Below are 18413 nucleotides of genomic sequence, written 5' to 3'. Positions count from 1 at the left end.
AATCGCGTCGTTATTGGCGGTGAGGTCGGTCTGTCGGATCCGGACAAGCTGAAAGACTATATGGGCAAGATCGACGCGATCACCCGGGCCTGCATCAAAGATATCGGCTATGAGCAAGACAAGTTCCACCACGAGACCGTAGAGGTCACGAACCTGCTCCACGAACAGTCCGCGCATATCGCGCAGGGTGTGGATGCTGCGGCGGACAAAGACGAAGGCGCCGGCGATCAGGGTATCATGTTTGGCTATGCCACAAATGAGACCGAGGCACTTATGCCTGCGCCGATCCAGTATTCCCACGCGATCCTGCGGCGTCTGGCAGAGGTGCGGAAATCCGGTCAGGAACCCGCTCTGGGCCCGGATGCGAAATCGCAGCTCTCGGTGCTTTACCGCGATGGCAAGCCGGTTGGTGTTTCATCAGTCGTTCTATCCACGCAGCACCTAGACGAAGCGCTGTCCAGCGAAGACATCCGCGCCATCGTCGCCCCCTATATCCAAGAGGTTCTGCCTGAGGGCTGGCTGACTGCCGACACCGAGTGGCACGTGAACCCTACTGGTAAATTCGTCATCGGTGGCCCGGATGGCGACGCCGGTTTGACAGGCCGTAAGATCATCGTTGATACCTATGGCGGCGCAGCCCCACATGGTGGCGGCGCGTTTTCTGGTAAAGATCCAACCAAAGTTGACCGCTCTGCCGCCTATGCCGCGCGCTATCTGGCAAAGAACGTTGTGGCCGCAGGCATGGCCGATCGCTGCACGATCCAGCTGTCTTATGCGATTGGCGTTTCCAAGCCACTGTCGATCTATGCTGACACGCATGGCACCGGTAACGTTGCGGATGCTGAAATCGAAGCGGCTGTGGCTTCGGTTATGGATCTGACCCCGCGCGGCATTCGCCAGCATCTGGGTCTGAACAAGCCCATCTATCAGCGCACCGCAGCCTACGGTCACTTTGGCCGCACACCGGATGCGGACGGCGGATTTAGCTGGGAAAAAGACGATTTGGTCGCAGCACTTAAAGCGGCGGTCTGATTTTCGGGGATGCATCGAAATAGACACAAAGGCCACCAATTCGGTGGCCTTTTTTGTTAGATTATTGGCAGACAAGCTGGGCTGCGATAACTCAGAAGGACTGAGTGGAGGATTTGATTTGCATAAGATTTTTGGATTTTGCGCGGCTTTGCTGGCCACTCAGTCATTCGCAGACGACCACAATGGGTCGCTTGAAAAATTCGAAATCCGCGGCACTACGCTGGTCTATGACACGGAAACCATCGCAGATGCCGAGATTGTCGCTGACGATGTCGATGTTCTGCTTGAAACCCTGCGGGCGAATTCCGGTGTGCGGGTTTTGGAACTCAACAGCAGTGGCGGCAGCGTCTGGGCCGGACGTGAAATGGCGCGGATTGTGATCGACTTTGGTCTGGATACGATCGTGCATGGCGAATGTTCCAGCTCTTGCGTGCGGGTCTTCCTTGCCGGGGAAAACCGGCAGATGACATTGGGGTCGAAACTTGGGTTTCACCAGCCGACCTGGAGTGCTGCGAATATGCAGAGCTATTACGAGCAATGGCGTCAAAGCGATGGGTGGGACACGCCTTTTGATTTCTCGGCTTGGGTGTTTGAAGACACCCAGCGCGAGTTTCATGAGGATCTGACCTATATGATTTCGCGCGGCGTCGCGGCAGAGTTTGCCGTGAAAAGCAAAGGCATCCCGAACAGCGACAACTGGTATCCCACCCGTGTCGAGTTAAGCCTCGCTGGGGTTTTGCGCAGCGAGTAATCGTCACGACCCCCTTGCACCTGACCTTTTGTTGCGGCACAGGGCGTCTGCAAAACGAACGGAATACCTATGTCAAACCCTTCTGACACGCCCAAAACCCACCCATCTGGCGCGCCATGGCGGAATTTCTATGGCCGTTTCAAAGGCAAGGGCCTGCGCAAATCTCAGGAAGCCTGGTTGGACGAGGACTTGGCAGCCCTGTCTCCAGGCAAAGTCAGCTGGGAGGACAACCCTGAACGCACACCATTGGATTTGCCCGACTTGTTTGGATCGCGCGATTTGTGGCTTGAGATTGGGTTTGGCGGTGGCGAGCATATGATCCATCAGGCCACGCAAAATCCTGATGTGGGCTTTATCGGCTGTGAGCCTTACATCAACGGTGTCGCGATGCTGTTGGGCAAGATCCGCGAGGCTGGGGCCGAAAACATTCGCATCCATCCCGGCGATGCGCGCGATATGTTTGATGTGCTGCCGGCGCAGTCGGTGTCAAAAGCCTTTCTGCTTTATCCTGACCCTTGGCCCAAGAAGCGCCACCACCGCCGACGTTTTGTGACGCAAGAGCACTTGGTGCCTCTGCATGGCGTCATGAAACCCGGCGCGATCCTGCGGGTCGCCACAGATATCCCTGATTATGTGCGTCAGACACTGCAGGAAGTACCAAAAGCCGGGTTTGAATGGCTTGCAGAAGGACCAGAGGATTGGCGTCAGCCATGGGGGGATTGGATCTCGACCCGGTACGAGCAGAAAGCCTTCCGCGAAGGGCGCATCGCGCATTATCTGACGTTCCGGCGGGTCTAGGGCGTAGGCAAAGTCGCTTTTACCCCCTCAGATTAGGGGGTGATCATGCACCAAAGACGCGTTCGACGTGCTGCTATAAAGAGGCTCGGCCATGTATCTTCGATTTGTCTATGCAAAGCCTGTCGACGGCATGGGGGGGCGCGAAGGGTTTTTTCAAGCCGCGGGCGAGTTGATCCGCGATCCGCTGGCCGATGCCGCGACGGTGGAACGGGCCCAAGAGCTGCGGGCGTGGTTCAATGACAATCTTGAAGGGCCCGACCGGTTTTCAAGGGGGACGTCCAAAGCCAACCGAGGCTTTGACGGCAAAGAGACAAAGGGGCTGAGTTGGTTCAAACCCACAGCCAAAGAGCACCTGTCCAAAGCCTTTGAGCTGATGACCCTATTGATCGAAAACGGGTTCGCCATCGAGATCCTCAAGGAAAAGCGTATCGGCTATGTTGGCTATGAAGACGACTATCAAGTTGTCGCAGAGCCATTTGCCGATACCAAAACCTAGATTCCGGCCGTCTGGTGCGGCCTGAGGCAACCGGAAAAAATCACCAGACAGGTTTTGAGGCCGCAAATGCAGGCTTGGTCATGGACGCGGCTATTGTTCTGCGCTAACAGCTTGCCTGACTTGGAATAAGGAAGACCCTCATGTCCGGACATGGCACCCCGATCCCAATGACATCTCGCCCATGTGGCCCGCTGAAAGGCGAGGCGATTGTGCCCGGAGATAAGTCCATCTCGCACCGGTCTCTGATCCTTGGCGCGCTGGCTGTTGGCGAGACCAAGATCTCTGGTTTGCTTGAGGGCGAAGACGTGCTGGACACGGCCAAAGCGATGCGGGCGTTTGGGGCAGACGTCGTGGATCATGGCGGCGGCGAATGGTCCGTCTTTGGTGTGGGCGTTGGGGGTTTTGCCGAACCTGATCAAGTGATCGACTGCGGCAATTCCGGCACTGGTGTGCGTTTGATCATGGGATGCATGGCGACCACAGGGATCACGGCGACTTTCACAGGCGATGCCTCGTTGAACAAACGTCCGATGGCGCGGGTGACAGACCCGATTGCCTTGTTTGGTGCGCAGTCTGTTGGCCGCTCGGAAGGGCGTTTGCCGATGACCATCGTGGGCGCCAAAGACCCTGTGCCCGTACGCTACACAACACCGATGCCCTCGGCACAAGTGAAGTCCGCTGTTTTGCTGGCGGGCCTGAATGCGCCGGGACAGACCGTGGTGATCGAAAAAGAGGCCACGCGTGACCACACCGAGCGCATGTTGACCGGTTTTGGTGCCGAGGTTTCTGTGCGCGACACAGAGGAAGGGCGCGAAATCACTCTGACCGGTCAGCCCGAGTTGCAAGCCCAAGTCATCGCGGTCCCACGTGATCCATCGTCAGCGGCCTTTCCGGTCTGTGCCGCTCTGATTACGCCGGGCTCAGATGTGTTGGTTCCCAATATCGGTCTGAACCCAACCCGTGCTGGGCTGTTTACCACTTTGCAAGAAATGGGCGCGGATCTGACGTTTGAAAACCAGCGCGAAGAGGGCGGCGAACCCGTCGCTGACCTGCGCGCAAAGTTCTCGCCAGATCTGAAAGGCATCGAGGTCGATCCGGCCCGTGCGGCAAGCATGATCGACGAATATCCGGTAGTGTCTGTGGTTGCGTCCTTCGCGCAGGGCGACACGGTTATGAAGGGTGTCAAAGAGTTGCGTGTCAAAGAAAGCGACCGGATTGATGCGATGGCCAAAGGGCTGCGCGCCAATGGGGTCGAGGTGGACGAGGGCGATGACTGGTGGATCGTTAAGGGCCTTGGTCACGGCAATGTGCCCGGCGGAGGCACCTGCGAAAGCCAGTTGGATCACCGTATCGCCATGAGCTTTATGGTCATGGGCATGGCAACACAAAAACCGGTTTCCGTGGATGACGGCGGCCCGATCGCTACGTCCTTCCCGATTTTTGAAACTTTGATGGACCAGCTGGGCGCACGCATTGTACGCTCGAATGCATGAGGCCAATTAACGTCATTCGTTGGATTTCAGGGGCCGTCGCCGCGGGGCTTTTTGCCGTGATGGCGGTGGTGTTCCTGACGCTGTTTGACCAAAGCCTTTTGCTGCCACAAAAAAGTTTGGCCCCCTATAGCGAGCAGGATCTGCTGCTCTTTGCTCAGGCCTTGGGGCCGGATCTTGGGTTTTACCGTGCGATTGTCCTTTACGTGGACAGTTCCTTTATTCTTGCCTTTGTCGTCTGGGTCTTTGCCAGCCATGCCGGCCGGGGGCCGCTTGTCTGGGGCGCTGTTTTTGCGATGTTGCCTGCGGTTGCTGATTTCACCGAGAACTTCATGATCCTTGCACGGATGGGGATTTCGCCACTTTTCAATGTCGCGCCGGATATGCTTTTAGCGAGCCCAAGCCCGACCTATTATGTGACGCTGGTGAAATTCGCGCTGTTTCTTGTGTCTATTGTCGCTGTCCTGCGCCTTGCGCGGCGCGCGTCTTAACTTTTGGAGGCGATATGCCATTTACGATTGCGATTGATGGGCCGGCAGCGGCAGGCAAGGGCACGATTTCAAAGTCGGTTTCGGCGCATTTCGGATTTGCGCATTTGGACACAGGCCTTCTGTATCGCGCCGTCGGAGCCAAGGTTTTGGCAGGAGCAGAGCCCGTCGCGGCGGCTGAGGCGCTGACCCCCGAGGATCTGAAATCCGACACCCTGCGAACCCCAGAGGTCGCGCAGGCGGCGTCCAAAGTCGCGGTGATTGCCGAGGTGCGTGCCGCTCTGGTGGCCTTTCAGCGGGCATTTGCCCTTCGCGATGGCGGGGCGGTTTTGGATGGGCGCGACATTGGCACCGTGATTTGCCCTGAGGCCGATGTGAAACTGTTTGTCACGGCCAGCGCCGAGGTTCGGGCAGAACGTCGCTTTCTAGAGCTGTCGGCCAAGGGGCATTCAGACACCCGCGCCGACGTTCTGGCCGACGTCAAGGCGCGGGATGCGCGTGACATGAACCGCGCTGAAGCACCGCTTAAAGCCGCAGAAGATGCGGTTGTGATCGACACCACCGATCTGGATATCGAGGCGGCCGTCGCTCAGGCCGTACAAGTGATCGAGGCGCGCAGATCAGCCTAACGCCAGCGACATGCGCCAATAGGGGAGGCCCTTCTTAAAGAACCGCTCTCCTTTGGTGGTGAACCCATGCCTTTCATAAAATCCCAGCGCTGTCTCGCGCGCGTCAAACCAAAAGTCTGAAGCTCCGGCCTCTCGTGCCTGGGCCACGAGATAAACCAGCATGTCAGACCCAAACCCTTTGCCCTGATGGGCCGGATCTGTCGCGAACTTGCGCAGCCGAACACCGCCACCGTCTTGGCCGCCGTCTTGAAAGAGAGAGGCAACGCAGATCAGGTCGCCCCCCAGAAAACCACCGAAGTGAAGCGCGGTCTCATCGCCCTCTACTTTGGATGCCTCGATTGGATGCTCGGGCCACAGAACCGCCTGGCGCAAAGCAAGGGTTTGCGCGGCTGAAATCTGATTTATGGTCAACGACACGTGGGACGGCATGAGGAAGGTGTGACGCAAGACCGCTTTGGTCGCAAGCACCTTACCGTGGGCGGGCAATCCCCCTTGCAAACAAGGCCGATTCCGCCTAAACACCGCGCTATCTGACGACCGAAAAGAGTCGCAATCATGGTGAGCAGGGCCTTGGGGAAACCTTTGGCCCTTGTTGTTTGTGTTTTTTTGCCTTGATTTGCAACGCTTTAGGCTTCGGTGTCGGATGCAACGAAACGAAGACCGACGGAGACAACCGTACGGCCAGAAAACCGATCAAAGGATATGAACGCCACATGGCAATGACATCTATGGAGGAATTCGAAGCCCTCTTGAACGAAAGCTTCGAAATGGACACCCCAGACGAGGGGACCGTCGTTAAAGGCAAGATCATCGCAATCGAAGCGGGTCAGGCCATCATCGACGTTGGCTACAAAATGGAAGGCCGCGTTGATCTTAAAGAATTCGCAAACCCTGGCGAAGCTCCAGAAGTTTCCGTTGGTGACGAGGTAGAAGTCTACCTGCGCGCCGCAGAAAACGCGCGTGGCGAAGCGGTTATCTCTCGCGAGATGGCACGCCGCGAAGAAGCTTGGGACCGTCTGGAAAAAGCATACGCAGACGACGCACGCGTCGAAGGCGCGATCTTTGGCCGCGTCAAAGGTGGTTTCACTGTGGATCTGGGCGGCGCAGTTGCGTTCCTTCCAGGCTCTCAGGTCGACGTACGTCCAGTACGCGACGCTGGCCCTCTGATGGGCATGAAGCAGCCTTTCCAAATCCTCAAGATGGACCGTCGCCGTGGCAACATCGTTGTCTCCCGTCGTGCGATCCTCGAAGAGTCCCGCGCAGAACAGCGTGCTGAGGTTATCGGCAAGCTGGCAGAAGGCGACGCAGTTGACGGTGTTGTTAAGAACATCACTGAATACGGTGCATTCGTCGATCTGGGCGGCGTTGACGGCCTGCTGCACGTCACCGACATGGCATGGCGCCGTGTGAACCACCCGAACGAGATCCTGACCATCGGCGAAACCGTCAAGGTTCAGGTCATCAAGATCAACAAAGAGACACACCGTATCTCTCTCGGCATGAAACAGCTGATGGAAGATCCATGGGATATCGTTGCGGCGAAATACCCACTGGAATCCACACACACTGGTCGCGTCACCAACATCACCGACTACGGTGCATTTGTTGAACTGGAGCCAGGTGTCGAAGGTCTGGTGCACGTGTCCGAAATGTCTTGGACCAAGAAAAACGTACACCCAGGCAAAATCGTGTCTACGTCTCAGGAAGTCGAAGTCATGGTTCTGGAAATCGACGGTGCAAAGCGTCGCGTTTCCCTTGGTCTCAAGCAGACCATGCGCAACCCATGGGAAGTTTTCGCGGAAACTCACCCAGAGGGCGCGGAAGTCGAAGGCGAAGTCAAGAACATCACCGAGTTCGGTCTGTTCATCGGCCTGCCAGGCGACATCGACGGCATGGTTCACCTGTCCGACATCTCTTGGGAAGAGCGTGGCGAAGACGCAATCCAGAACTACCGCAAAGGCGATCTCGTCAAAGCGGTTGTCTCTGAAGTTGACGTCGAAAAAGAGCGTATCTCTCTGTCCATCAAAGCGGTTGGCGGCGACAAATTCGCAGACGCGACTGGCGGCGTGAAGCGCGGCTCTATCGTGACTGTCGAAGTGACTGCAATCGAAGACGGTGGTGTTGAAGTGGAATACGAAGGCATGAAGTCCTTCATCCGCCGCTCCGATCTGGCACGTGACCGTGCGGACCAGCGTCCAGAGCGTTTCAATGTTGGCGACAAGGTCGACGTTCGCGTCACCAACATCGACAGCAAGACACGTCGTCTGGGTCTGTCCATCAAGGCACGCGAAATCGCAGAAGAGAAGGAAGCAGTGGAACAGTATGGTTCCTCTGACTCCGGCGCATCCCTGGGTGATATCCTGGGCGCAGCTCTGAAGGGCGACGAATAATCGCCTTTAGATCTCTGATCTAAAAAACCTTTTGGCCTCGCCCAATCGGGCGGGGCCTTTCCTTTTCGGGGCATATGCCCCCCTCTCAAAGAGACCCCAAACAGTGAAACAAGCCCTGCAAGACGCGTTGGATGAACGCGGCTACACCACTCTGACTCCTGTGCAACAGGCTGTCATCAATGACGAAAATCTGGGGCGTGACCTGTTGGTGTCGGCTCAGACAGGGTCGGGAAAAACGCTGGGGTTCGGGCTGGCGATTGCGCCAACCCTGTTGGGAGAAGCAGAGCGGTTTGAGCGGGGCGACGCGCCTTTGGCTTTGGTCATCGCGCCGACACGCGAGTTGGCAATGCAGGTGAAACGCGAGCTGGGGTGGCTCTATGCGCAGGCAGGCGCCGTCATGGCGTCCTGCGTTGGTGGCATGGATATTCGCAGCGAGCGCCGCGCGCTGGATCGCGGAACGCATATCGTGGTCGCAACGCCGGGGCGGTTGCGGGACCACATCGAAAAAGGCGCGATCGATCTGTCTGATGTGCGCGCTGTCGTGCTGGATGAAGCCGACGAAATGCTGGATCTTGGCTTCCGCGAAGACCTTGAGTTTATCCTTGGCGCGTGTCCCGAAGATCGCCAGACGCTGTTGTTTTCCGCCACCGTGCCCAAGATGATCACGACGCTGGCGCAAAACTATCAGACCGACGCCCTGCGTCTGGTTGTGAAATCCGAAACCCGTCAGCACGCGGATATCGAGTATCACGCGATGCAAGTCGTGGATCGCGATGTCGAGAATGCCGTGATCAATACGTTGCTCTATTATGATGCGCCAAATGCCATCGTATTTGGCAACACGCGCGCGACAGTGAACCGGTTGACGACACGGCTGTCCAACCGTGGGTTCCGCGTCGTGTGTTTGTCCGGCGAGCTGACGCAGGCCGAGCGTACCAATGCCCTGCAAGCCATGCGCGACGGGCGTGCCAATGTCTGTGTGGCCACGGATGTGGCCGCGCGGGGAATCGATTTGCCCAATCTTGATCTGGTGGTTCACGCCGAACTGCCCAGCAGCCATGAGACGCTGTTGCACCGCTCGGGCCGTACCGGTCGGGCAGGGCGCAAAGGCACAAGCGCTTTGATCGTCACCAAACGCAGCGCAAAGAAAGCGCAGCGCATTCTGAAAATGGCAAAGCTTGACGCCAACTGGGGCTCCGCACCCACGGCCGAGGCGGTCACAGAGCGTGAAGATGCGCGCATGATGGCTGACGAAGGCTGGACGACGCCGGTTAGCGAAAGTGAACAAAGCGCTGTAAGCGCGCTGACAGAGGCCTTTAGTGCCGAGCAATTGGCTGCGGCCTATATCCGTCTGCGCCGCACCGCGCGGTCTGCGCCTGAAGAGCTCAACAGTTTCACCGACAGCAAGCCGCGGCGCAAAGAAGACTTTGGCCCAAGCACCTGGTTCTCTGTGACCGGTGGGCGCAAAGCAGGGGCCGAGGTGCGCCGTCTGTTGCCGATGCTGTGTAAGGCCGGTGGGCTGACCAAGGATGACATCGGCGCCATTCGTGTTCAGCAAAACGAGACATTCGTTCAGGTTCTAAACAGCAGCGTTGACGGCTTCCTTGCCACCATCGGGCCTGATCGGTCGATTGAGGACGCAAAGATCACGCAGATCGAAGGCTCCCCAAAGCTTGAACGTGATGCCCCGTCGGATCGGCCTTTCAAATCGCGTGGCGGCAAACGCGAAGAGGGCAAGACCTTTCGCAAGCCGCGCCGCGAGGACGACAAGAAAGGGTTCTCAAAACCCCATCGCAAGGGAAGCGATACCAAGAAGCCCCGCGACGAAGATGCGTGGAGGGATCTGACGCCGAAAGCCGAAAAGAAAAGTTTCGCCAAGCCAAAGCCCTCGAAACCGCGGGATGGGGCGGCGGGGGATCGCCCCAAAGGACCGCCGCCGCCAAAGGGCAAGCCCAACAGCAAAAAGAACAAGGCACGCGCGGCGGCGAAACTGGCGTCCAAAGGTAAGGCAAAGGGTGGCGAGGCGCGCCCGAAACGGCGGTGATAGGCTGAAAAGAGCGCAGCGAATCGCATGAAAATGTTGCGATGCAGCATCCAATTTGCTGCGCTTTAACCTGCTTTAAACCTTAACGCGGCCTGCTATTTGTCTCAAAATTTAGCTTTTTCGCACCAAAATCAGGGGTTTGGCGGATCTTATGGTTTCCGTTTGAGCCAGATTGTTTCTATAGTCTGTACTGTTGTTCATAAAAACAAAACAGAACACTGGGGAGTGGCCATAGATGATCCGGTCTGAATTGATTCAGAAGCTTGCTGACGAAAATCCGCATCTTTATCAGCGTGACGTTGAGCGTATTGTGAATTCTATTTTCGAAGAAATCACCGAAGCCATGGCGCGTGGCGATCGTGTGGAACTGCGCGGCTTTGGCGCGTTTTCGGTGAAACAGCGTGACGCGCGTGTCGGCCGTAATCCGCGCACTGGCGACTCTGTCGCAGTTGAAGAAAAGCACGTTCCGTTCTTTAAGACAGGGAAGCTCTTAAGAGATCGTCTGAACGGAAAAGCCTAATGCGCTATATTCGCTATGCCTTCTTGGCAAGCCTGGGGGTGGTCCTGATTTCGGTGGCTCTGGCCAACCGGGGAATGGTGACCCTGACATTTTTACCGGCACCCATGGGTGATTTGCTGAACTTCAATCTGTCGGTCAGCCTGCCGCTGTTTATCGTGATTTTCCTTGGCATCGGAGCGGGTCTTTTGATCGGTTTCGTCTGGGAATATTTGCGCGAACACAAACATCGGGCGGCCGCAGGTGTTGCGCAGCGCAACCTGAAAAACAGCGAACGGGAAGTGCGGCGTCTGAAGGGCAAAGCGAACGAAGAAAAGGACGAGGTGCTGGCGCTTTTGGATGAAGCAAGCTAGATCCTTATCCAAGAGATCGACGAACAGCCCCAGAGATCCTCTGGGGCTTTTTATTTTGGGGGAATGATGGACACCAAGGTGAAAATCTGTGGGCTGACCACACCAGAAACCGTCAAGGCTGCTGCCGAGGCGGGGGTGACCTATGTCGGGTATAATTTCTTTGCCAAATCCCCGCGTTATGCGGCCCCTGAACTGGCCCGCGAACTGGCGCTTGAAACGCCGGTTGGTGTCGCCAAGGTTGGGCTGGTGGTGAATGCCGACAATGCGTTTCTGGATCATCTGACGGACACGGTTCCCTTGGATATAATCCAGCTTCACGGTCAGGAAACGCCCGAGCGGGTCAGCGATGTGCGCGCCAGATATGGCCTGCCGGTGATCAAGGCGATCGGCATCGCAACCGCAGAGGACACCAAACAGATCGATCTCTACGGCCAGGTCGCTGATCAGCTTTTGGTGGATGCCAAAGCGCCAAAAGACTCGGTCCTGCCCGGCGGCAATGGGCTGGCGTTTGACTGGCAGCTGATCAACCGCAAATTCTGGCCCAAACCCTGGATGCTGGCCGGTGGCTTGACGCCTGAAAACGTCGGCCTAGCTGTGCAGATGACGGGCGCGCGTCAGGTGGACACCGCGTCCGGCGTAGAGACAGAACCGGGTGTGAAAGATGCGGCTTTGATGCACGCGTTCATCACGGCAGCACGACAAAAGCCCGCACCGAAACTGTAACGGCACTTTCTGATGGAGTCTGGCCCCGTTCCGGCCTAAGACGTTCCTTAACCAAAGAGTAATGAGGCACCCATGGCCAACGATCTTTTCAATAGCTTCATGAACGGCCCGGACGACAAAGGGCGTTTCGGCGATTTCGGCGGACGGTTTGTTTCGGAAACCTTGATGCCGCTGATCCTGGATCTGGAAGCGGAATACGAAAAAGCCAAGACCGACCAAAGTTTCTGGGCGGAGATGGACGAGCTTTGGGAGCACTACGTCGGCCGCCCAAGCCCGCTGTATTTTGCGCCGCGCATGACCGAAGAGCTGGGCGGTGCCAAGATCTATCTGAAGCGTGACGAGCTGAACCACACGGGTGCACATAAGATCAACAATGTTCTGGGTCAGATCATTCTGGCGCGGCGTATGGGCAAGTCGCGGATCATCGCGGAAACCGGCGCAGGACAGCACGGTGTTGCGACGGCGACGGTCTGCGCTAAGTTCGGTTTGAAGTGCGTGGTCTATATGGGCGCGCATGATGTGGAGCGTCAGGCTCCGAACGTGTTCCGTATGCGTCTGCTTGGGGCAGAGGTTGTGCCGGTCACATCTGGTCGCGGCACGCTTAAGGATGCCATGAACGACGCGCTGCGCGATTGGGTGACCAATGTTGACGACACGTTCTATTGCATCGGTACTGTGGCTGGCCCGCATCCTTATCCGGCAATGGTCCGGGATTTTCAGGCGATCATCGGCAAAGAGGTGCGTGAGCAACTCGCGGCCCAAGAAGGTGAGGGCCGTCTGCCTGACACCGTGATTGCCGCGATCGGGGGGGGCTCGAACGCGATGGGCTTGTTCTTCCCGTTTCTGGATGACCAATCGGTGAACATCGTCGGGGTCGAAGCGGGCGGCAAAGGCGTTGACCAAAAGATGGAGCACTGTGCCTCGCTAACAGGTGGACGTCCCGGCGTTCTGCACGGCAACCGCACCTATTTGCTGCAAGATGACGACGGTCAGATCCTGGAAGGCTTCTCGATCTCTGCGGGGCTCGACTATCCGGGTATCGGCCCCGAGCACGCGTGGCTGCACGAAATCGGGCGCGCGAAATACGTGTCGATCACCGACAAAGAAGCGCTCGAGGCGTTCCAGTTCAGCTGCCGCACCGAGGGGATCATCCCCGCGCTGGAACCCAGCCATGCGCTGGCGCATGTGATGAAGCTGGCGCCGACGTTGCCCAAGGACCATATCATCGTGATGAACATGTGTGGCCGTGGCGACAAAGACATCTTTACGGTCGCCCGTCACCTTGGGTTCGACATGAAAGACGCCGAATAGCGGATAAACCAAAGTATTACGCTTTAAGAAACGCGCCCTTTTGGGCGCGTTTTTTTCTGCCCACACCGCTGCAGGCGACTTTTTAGATTGCGTATGCGGCTTTGGGTAACATCTTTATTTTGTTGCGCTTTTTTAGGTGTTTTCCTGAGGCGACCCATTAGACGGTTTGTTTATTTTTCTAAACCGCTGTGCCCAAAGGGGCGATTTAAACCTTGGCGGAATATCGTTTTCGATTGGCGATGGGCAGTTTGAGGTCATGGCAGCACAGGCTGTCTGACAAACCTCGTGACCTAAATACCCTTCAACCAAGGAACACACACATGAAAAAGATCCTTTCAACCACCGCCATCGTCCTCTTGGGCACAGCTGCTTTTGCGCAGAGCTCGGATTTTGAAACACGCATCACAGCAGAGCTTGAGGCTCAGGGCTATACCATTGTGGACGTCGAAACAGAGGGCGGCGAACTGGTCGTTGAAGCCATCCGCGCTGGTGTCGAGTTCGAATTCACCTATGACAGCGCGTCCGAAGAGCTGCTGAGCACCGAAGAAGAAGCGGTTGATGCAGATGACGCAGACGATGCCGATGACATGGATGACGAAGATGAGGACATGGATGACGACGCGGACGAAGATGAAGACGAAGACGAAGATGACGAAGACGAGGACGAAGATGACGAAGACGACGACTAAGTCGCTCTGAACCGTCTGAGGGCATGTCGAAAGAGCGCTTCCTTTTGATATCCCTGCTGGCTGATGATTGGCATCCCCGAGGCCACATCAGCCAGTTCCGTCTTTTCAATCTGCATGTCGCGACCCCAACACGCGCGTCATATAGAGCGTGGGTGTCAGCATTAAGCGACCCCGGGGCAAGTGCCTCAGTATGTTGAAACCCACGGCACGACGGTCCAAGCACAGCTTGCGGCGCTTTGCTGCGACTGGTTCCGCGAAACGAAAGGTCTGCCGATGTTCGGTTCGGCCTCACACTCACGGCTTTCGCTTGAAATCGCTTGAATGATCGTCATGCTGGCCAATGCAACACGTCCCAACGCGGCATTGGTCAGCACCAAATCGGAGAAGTCGAAGATGAAAAGTTTCCTACTGACGTTTTCCCTAGGGTGTTTTCTTGCCATGCCTGCTGCCGCCGCACCGACAATCGAAGAAATCATCGCTCAGCTCGAGGCGCAGGGGTATACGGATGTCTCGGTGTCACGCACGTGGCTCGGCCGCATTCGCATAGAGGCGGAAAGCGGCACCCACGAGCGCGAGATTGTTTTCAACCAACGTACCGGTGAAATCCTGCGAGATTTTTGGGAGGAGCTGGACGAGGAGCATAAAGCGGACGCATCGCGTGTATCAGAAGACGACGAGGATGAAGCGTCTGATGATGACGAGGATCAGGACGACAGCGAGTCCGAGGAGGATGGCGATGATGATTGATCTGTCCGTCGGACGTACAAAGGCTGCGAGGCGGAATGACTAGGAACCGCGCGTTTCTTGTGGCGATTACCGCCGTGCAGGGGGCCTGCGCTGTTTTCTTTGTGTCAGATATTGTTCTGACATTGATCGGCGTCCGTACAAATCCGATCCGGTGGCAAACCCGCGAGCTGTTGGAAATTGGCGCAGCGGTGGGGCTGTTGCTTGGGGTTGTCTTTGGCTACCTCACATTGCGTCGGTCCCAGAAACGCACCGAGGCGGCAGAGGCCAGCCTGCGGTCAGTGCAGATGGCCTTCAAAGATCACATTCGAGACCGGTTTCAGGCTTGGGGGCTGACCGCCGCAGAGCGCGATGTCGCGCTTTTCACGATCAAAGGCCTCAGCCTGTCAGAGATCGCAGAACTGCGCGAAACCTCTGAGGGCACTGTCAAAGCCCAAAGCGCCGGGATTTATCGCAAAGCTGGTGTGAACAACCGCACGCAACTTGTCAGCCTGTTTATCGATGACCTGCTCGAGCAGGATGCAGAGACGCTCTAGCCGCTAGGTCAGCGCATACTCTTGCAGCACGCTCAGCGGTACAATGTCCGTGGCCCGCTGATGGGTTGCCGACAGGTTAACCCGCGGCGCGCAGCCCTCGTCATGGGCTTGCAGAAAACGCGCGGCGCACAGACACCAGCTGTCTCCAGCTTTAAGGCCTGAAAACCCAAATTCCGGTCGCGGCGTGGACAGATCGTTGCCCACGTACTTTGAAAAGGCCAAGAACTCGTCGGTCATTACGGCACAGACCGTGTGGCTGCCCTGATCAGAGGCACAGGTGTTACAGGCCCCGTCGCGGAAATAGCCGGTCAGAGGGTCCATGCTGCATGGGGTGAGGGCGTCGCCAAGGACGTTGATGCTGGGATCTGCTTTCATATCATCAGTTTACAGATTTTCTGCGATGGCGCGAAACATTTCTATGTTGCTGCTGTTCACACCTGCGTTTCGGAATCCACGGTCCGCGCCATTGGTGACGATCACGATATTGCGGGGGTGATCAATATAAATGTACTGGCCGTAAATACCGCGGGCAAAATACTCGCCCGGACGTGCGTCTTCGGGCATCCACCATTGAAACCCGTATTGCTGGTTGCCCGGGTCCGTCGGGGCGCTTGGCGTGGTTGATGCGGCGATCCAGTCGGCGGGCACGATCTGTGTTCCGTTGAACGCGCCGTCGTTAGCGATCATTTGCCCGAACCGGGCATAGTCGCGTGTGGTGAAATTCAGCCCGCCCAGAACAAAAGCAACGCCCACGCCGTCAGTGACGTAATAGCCGTCTTGTTCCATACCCAACGGCGCGAGGATCTTTTCGCTGAGCAGTTCGGCAATCGGGCGGCCGGTTGCGCCGCGGATCACCATGCCGATCACATGAGTGTCGATCGAAACATATTGCCACGCGACACCTGGGGGCGCGAAAGAGCTGTCAATCGAGGCGGTGAAGTCATCCATCTTTTGGCCCAGGGCCAGCACGCGTCCCATGCGATTGATGTCTGAATTAAAGTCCAGATAGTCCTCGTCAAACTCTACACCGCTGGCCATGTTCAACACATTGCGTACGGTTGCGTCTCGATAGGCGCTCTCGGCAAGCTCTGGGGCGTATTTGATGACAGGATCATCGATCGAGGCAATCGCGCCCTCTGCCAGAACGACCCCAAACAGGGCAGAGAGATAGCTTTTGGCAACCGACCAAGAGATGCGCCGGTCTTCGGCCGTTGTGCCAAGGAAATACTCTTCATAGCGCAGAGCGCCGTCCTTCAGCACCAACAGCGATGTTACGCTGCGGTCCTTGATCCATTGATCGGCGCCATCGGGCAGGGCGATTGGTTCGCCCTTGGGAAAGACATAGGTCGCACCGTCGCCTTTTGGCAGATCGGTTTTTAGGAACGCAGCCTCCATCGAGGAAAAGTTCGCCACGATCTTTTCGGCGTCAAACAGCGAGTTGACCACCAACAGCCGTTTGATTTCTTCGCGTTTCCAAAGGGCCAGGGCGGCAACCAGCACCACCAGAACCACAATTACACGTACGAAAACCCGTATCACTCGCCGCATTACTCTTCCCCTCACACCACTTTGCAGCAGCATGAAAGCTTCGTCCGGATCACGCAACGTGAACGCAACGGCAACCCAGCGCTAGCGGAATTTGTCCATCAGTTTTTGCAGAGGCGATTTTTCCTCGACCGCGTCAGGCTCTGCCGCCTTTGGGGTTGGCTCTACGGATTTTGGAGCTGACGCTGCGGGCTTTGGTTTGGGCTTGCTGGTCGATGACCGAGGCGGCGCCACGCGCAGGGCGACCGCGTTCATGAACTTGCCACCATCATCGCGGGCCAGATGTTCCGCACCATCGCTGATCCCGCGCATCAGGTCGTCCAGCCATTCGTGATCTGCCTTGGCAAAATCACGCAGTACATAGCCTGCGACCGCATCCTTGTGACCGGGATGACCGATGCCCAGACGCACGCGGTCATAGTGCGGGCCAATGTGCTGGTGGATCGAGCGCAAGCCGTTGTGACCGGCATGGCCTCCGCCGGCTTTGACGCGGCACTTGCCTGGCACCAGATCCAGCTCATCATGCAGGACGGTGATGTCCGTGCTGTCCAGCTTGTAAAACCGCATCGCTTCGCCAACGGCTTGACCGGATTTATTCATAAATGTCATGGGCTTCAGCAGGATAACTTTGTCGCTGCCAAACTTGCCTTCGCTGACTTCGCCCCGAAACTTGCTGCGCCAGGGCGAAAACCCATGGTCTTCGGCAATCCGGTCCAGCGCCATGAAGCCGATGTTGTGGCGGTTACCAGCATATTTGTCGCCGGGGTTTCCGAGGCCTACGAAAAGTCTCATGGGTCAGTCTCTGCGGTTGGTGTTCATCGCATTCATACGCGGCTTTGGCGGTCATGGCGAGATGCCACAACGAAAAACGCGGCCTCGGGAGAGACCGCGTTTCAAATCTTGCCAAAAGGCTGCGAGGATTATTCCTCTGCTGCGCCTTCTGCGGCTGCTTCTTCGCCGTCGGCTTCCTCGTCGCCATCGTCTGCGGAACGCAGGGAGGATGGTGCGGAAATGTTCGCGATTACGAAGTCACGGTCGATGGTTGGAACCGCGCCAGCTGGCAGATCAACCGAAGAGATGGTCAGAACGTCGCCGACGTCTTTGCCTGCCAGATCTACAACGATCTTCTCAGGGATGTCGCCTGCAGTCACACGCAGCTCAACTTCGCCACGGACAACAGTCAGAACGCCGCCTTTTTTGATGCCAGGTGCTTCTTCTTCGTTCACAAACTCTACAGGGATGAAGAGGTTGATTTTAGAAGTCCGACGCAGACGCAGCAGATCCAGGTGGGTCGGCAGGTCTTTGACAGTGTGGCGCTGCACGTTACGGCAGATCACACGTACGTCTTCCTGACCTTCGATTTTCAGATTGAAAAGGGTCGACAGGAAGCGGCCGTCTTTCAGCTTTTTGAAAAGCACGTTGAATGGGATGTTGATCGCAATAGGATCTGCGTCACCACCATAAACAACACCAGGTACGAAGCCGTCGCGACGAGCTTGACGAGCGGCGCCCTTGCCTGTCCCCGTCCGGACTTCGGCGTGAAGATCAGGGATCTGTCCAGCCATGATAATTCTCCAATAGATTAGGGCAGGGGTCCTCCAAGGCTGTAACCCCGCGTGAAGCGCTGCCCTTAGCGCAGACTCATGAGAATGCAAAGCGGTATTTAGCCGTTTTGCCCTGTGTATTGCTGCAAATGCCCGTCTGCGTCCAAAACCCGTTGATAGAGGGCAAATTCGTCGGCCCGATGCGCGCGCAGCTCGGCCTCGACCTGGGGTGAAAGCGGCGTTGGTTTCTCGGGCGAGACGTTCTTGAGCGGATAGGTGAACTCTTTGCCAAAGCGTGTGTTCAAAAATGACCGTACGGTCATCTGGCGTTCA

At 57.0% G+C, this 18413-nt stretch carries 21 protein-coding genes and 1 pseudogene; 16 read left to right on the top strand and 6 right to left on the bottom strand.

The features are described 5' to 3' along the window. From metK to ACEQWH_RS02085, 7 genes are all read left to right on the top strand, one after another. On the top strand, positions 1–1032 hold a 1032-nt coding region (gene metK / locus ACEQWH_RS02115), incomplete at its 5' end, for a methionine adenosyltransferase (RefSeq protein ID WP_370227866.1). A 118-nt stretch (positions 1033–1150) separates the two neighbouring features. Continuing rightward, positions 1151–1783: a hypothetical protein gene (locus tag ACEQWH_RS02110; protein WP_370227864.1), complete on the top strand. Its 633-nt coding sequence runs from the start codon at positions 1151–1153 to the stop codon at positions 1781–1783. 69 nt (positions 1784–1852) lie between these two features. Next, complete coding sequence (gene trmB, locus ACEQWH_RS02105) at positions 1853–2581, top strand: tRNA (guanosine(46)-N7)-methyltransferase TrmB (protein WP_370227862.1); 729 nt, start codon at positions 1853–1855, stop codon at positions 2579–2581. Positions 2582–2672: 91 nt separating this feature from the next. After that, positions 2673–3077: a hypothetical protein gene (locus ACEQWH_RS02100; protein WP_370227860.1), complete on the top strand. Its 405-nt coding sequence runs from the start codon at positions 2673–2675 to the stop codon at positions 3075–3077. Positions 3078–3217: 140 nt separating this feature from the next. Continuing rightward, complete coding sequence (aroA, locus tag ACEQWH_RS02095; protein WP_370227858.1) at positions 3218–4570, top strand: 3-phosphoshikimate 1-carboxyvinyltransferase; 1353 nt, start codon at positions 3218–3220, stop codon at positions 4568–4570. Further along, positions 4567–5058: a hypothetical protein gene (locus ACEQWH_RS02090; protein WP_370227856.1), complete on the top strand. Its 492-nt coding sequence runs from the start codon at positions 4567–4569 to the stop codon at positions 5056–5058. The genes aroA and ACEQWH_RS02090 overlap by 4 nt, the downstream gene beginning before the upstream one ends. Positions 5059–5072: 14 nt before the next feature. Continuing rightward, entirely contained in the window at positions 5073–5684 is a 612-nt protein-coding gene (locus ACEQWH_RS02085; protein WP_370227854.1) for a d(CMP) kinase, read from the top strand. On the opposite strand, the gene ACEQWH_RS02080 is transcribed toward ACEQWH_RS02085, so the two are convergent. Beyond that, complete coding sequence (locus ACEQWH_RS02080) at positions 5676–6170, bottom strand: GNAT family N-acetyltransferase (RefSeq protein ID WP_370227852.1); 495 nt, start codon at positions 6168–6170, stop codon at positions 5676–5678. The two genes, ACEQWH_RS02085 and ACEQWH_RS02080, sit on opposite strands and share 9 nt — an antisense overlap. A 227-nt stretch (positions 6171–6397) precedes the next feature. Here ACEQWH_RS02080 and rpsA point away from each other — a divergent pair, with 227 nt between their 5' ends. The 9 genes from rpsA (at position 6398) to ACEQWH_RS02035 (ending at position 14991) form a co-directional block, all read left to right on the top strand. Further along, positions 6398–8074 (top strand): 30S ribosomal protein S1, encoded by a 1677-nt coding sequence (rpsA, locus tag ACEQWH_RS02075; protein WP_370227850.1) that lies wholly within the window; start codon positions 6398–6400, stop codon positions 8072–8074. Between the two features lie 103 nt (positions 8075–8177). Next, entirely contained in the window at positions 8178–10118 is a 1941-nt protein-coding gene (locus tag ACEQWH_RS02070; protein WP_370227848.1) for a DEAD/DEAH box helicase, read from the top strand. 235 nt (positions 10119–10353) lie between these two features. Beyond that, positions 10354–10638, top strand: coding sequence for an integration host factor subunit beta (ihfB, locus tag ACEQWH_RS02065; RefSeq protein WP_370227846.1), 285 nt, complete (start codon positions 10354–10356; stop codon positions 10636–10638). Next, the gene (locus ACEQWH_RS02060; RefSeq protein WP_370227844.1) at positions 10638–10988 is read left to right on the top strand and encodes a lipopolysaccharide assembly protein LapA domain-containing protein; all 351 of its coding nucleotides are present in this window, start codon (positions 10638–10640) and stop codon (positions 10986–10988) included. The genes ihfB and ACEQWH_RS02060 overlap by 1 nt, the downstream gene beginning before the upstream one ends. A 63-nt stretch (positions 10989–11051) precedes the next feature. Then, complete coding sequence (locus ACEQWH_RS02055; protein WP_370227842.1) at positions 11052–11711, top strand: phosphoribosylanthranilate isomerase; 660 nt, start codon at positions 11052–11054, stop codon at positions 11709–11711. Between the two features lie 72 nt (positions 11712–11783). Beyond that, entirely contained in the window at positions 11784–13022 is a 1239-nt protein-coding gene (trpB, locus tag ACEQWH_RS02050) for a tryptophan synthase subunit beta (RefSeq protein ID WP_370227840.1), read from the top strand. Between the two features lie 320 nt (positions 13023–13342). Then, a complete protein-coding gene (locus ACEQWH_RS02045; protein WP_370227838.1) occupies positions 13343–13711 on the top strand; it encodes a PepSY domain-containing protein in 369 nt (122 codons plus the stop codon). A gap of 393 nt (positions 13712–14104) precedes the next feature. Beyond that, the gene (locus ACEQWH_RS02040; protein WP_370227836.1) at positions 14105–14458 is read left to right on the top strand and encodes a hypothetical protein; all 354 of its coding nucleotides are present in this window, start codon (positions 14105–14107) and stop codon (positions 14456–14458) included. Between the two features lie 35 nt (positions 14459–14493). Then, the gene (locus ACEQWH_RS02035; RefSeq protein WP_370227834.1) at positions 14494–14991 is read left to right on the top strand and encodes a helix-turn-helix transcriptional regulator; all 498 of its coding nucleotides are present in this window, start codon (positions 14494–14496) and stop codon (positions 14989–14991) included. A 3-nt stretch (positions 14992–14994) separates the two neighbouring features. Here the strand turns inward: ACEQWH_RS02035 and ACEQWH_RS02030 are convergent, their stop codons facing one another. From ACEQWH_RS02030 to ACEQWH_RS02010, 5 genes and pseudogenes are all read right to left on the bottom strand, one after another. Then, entirely contained in the window at positions 14995–15366 is a 372-nt protein-coding gene (locus tag ACEQWH_RS02030; RefSeq protein ID WP_370227832.1) for a DUF2237 family protein, read from the bottom strand. Positions 15367–15375: 9 nt separating this feature from the next. Continuing rightward, positions 15376–16539: a serine hydrolase domain-containing protein gene (locus tag ACEQWH_RS02025; protein WP_370227830.1), complete on the bottom strand. Its 1164-nt coding sequence runs from the start codon at positions 16537–16539 to the stop codon at positions 15376–15378. Between the two features lie 81 nt (positions 16540–16620). Further along, complete coding sequence (gene pth / locus ACEQWH_RS02020; protein WP_370227828.1) at positions 16621–17328, bottom strand: aminoacyl-tRNA hydrolase; 708 nt, start codon at positions 17326–17328, stop codon at positions 16621–16623. A 128-nt stretch (positions 17329–17456) separates the two neighbouring features. After that, positions 17457–18101, bottom strand: a complete 645-nt coding sequence (locus tag ACEQWH_RS02015) for a 50S ribosomal protein L25/general stress protein Ctc (protein ID WP_370227826.1) — start codon at positions 18099–18101, stop codon at positions 17457–17459. Between the two features lie 98 nt (positions 18102–18199). Next, a pseudogene (locus ACEQWH_RS02010) lies at positions 18200–18413 on the bottom strand (hypothetical protein); the annotation flags it as partial.

It is taken from the genome of Cognatishimia sp. (assembly GCF_964229375.1).
In the GTDB taxonomy this organism is placed as follows: domain Bacteria; phylum Pseudomonadota; class Alphaproteobacteria; order Rhodobacterales; family Rhodobacteraceae; genus Cognatishimia.
Note: the sequence above shows the minus strand (reverse complement) of the source record. Positions and strands in the feature narration are given on the sequence as shown.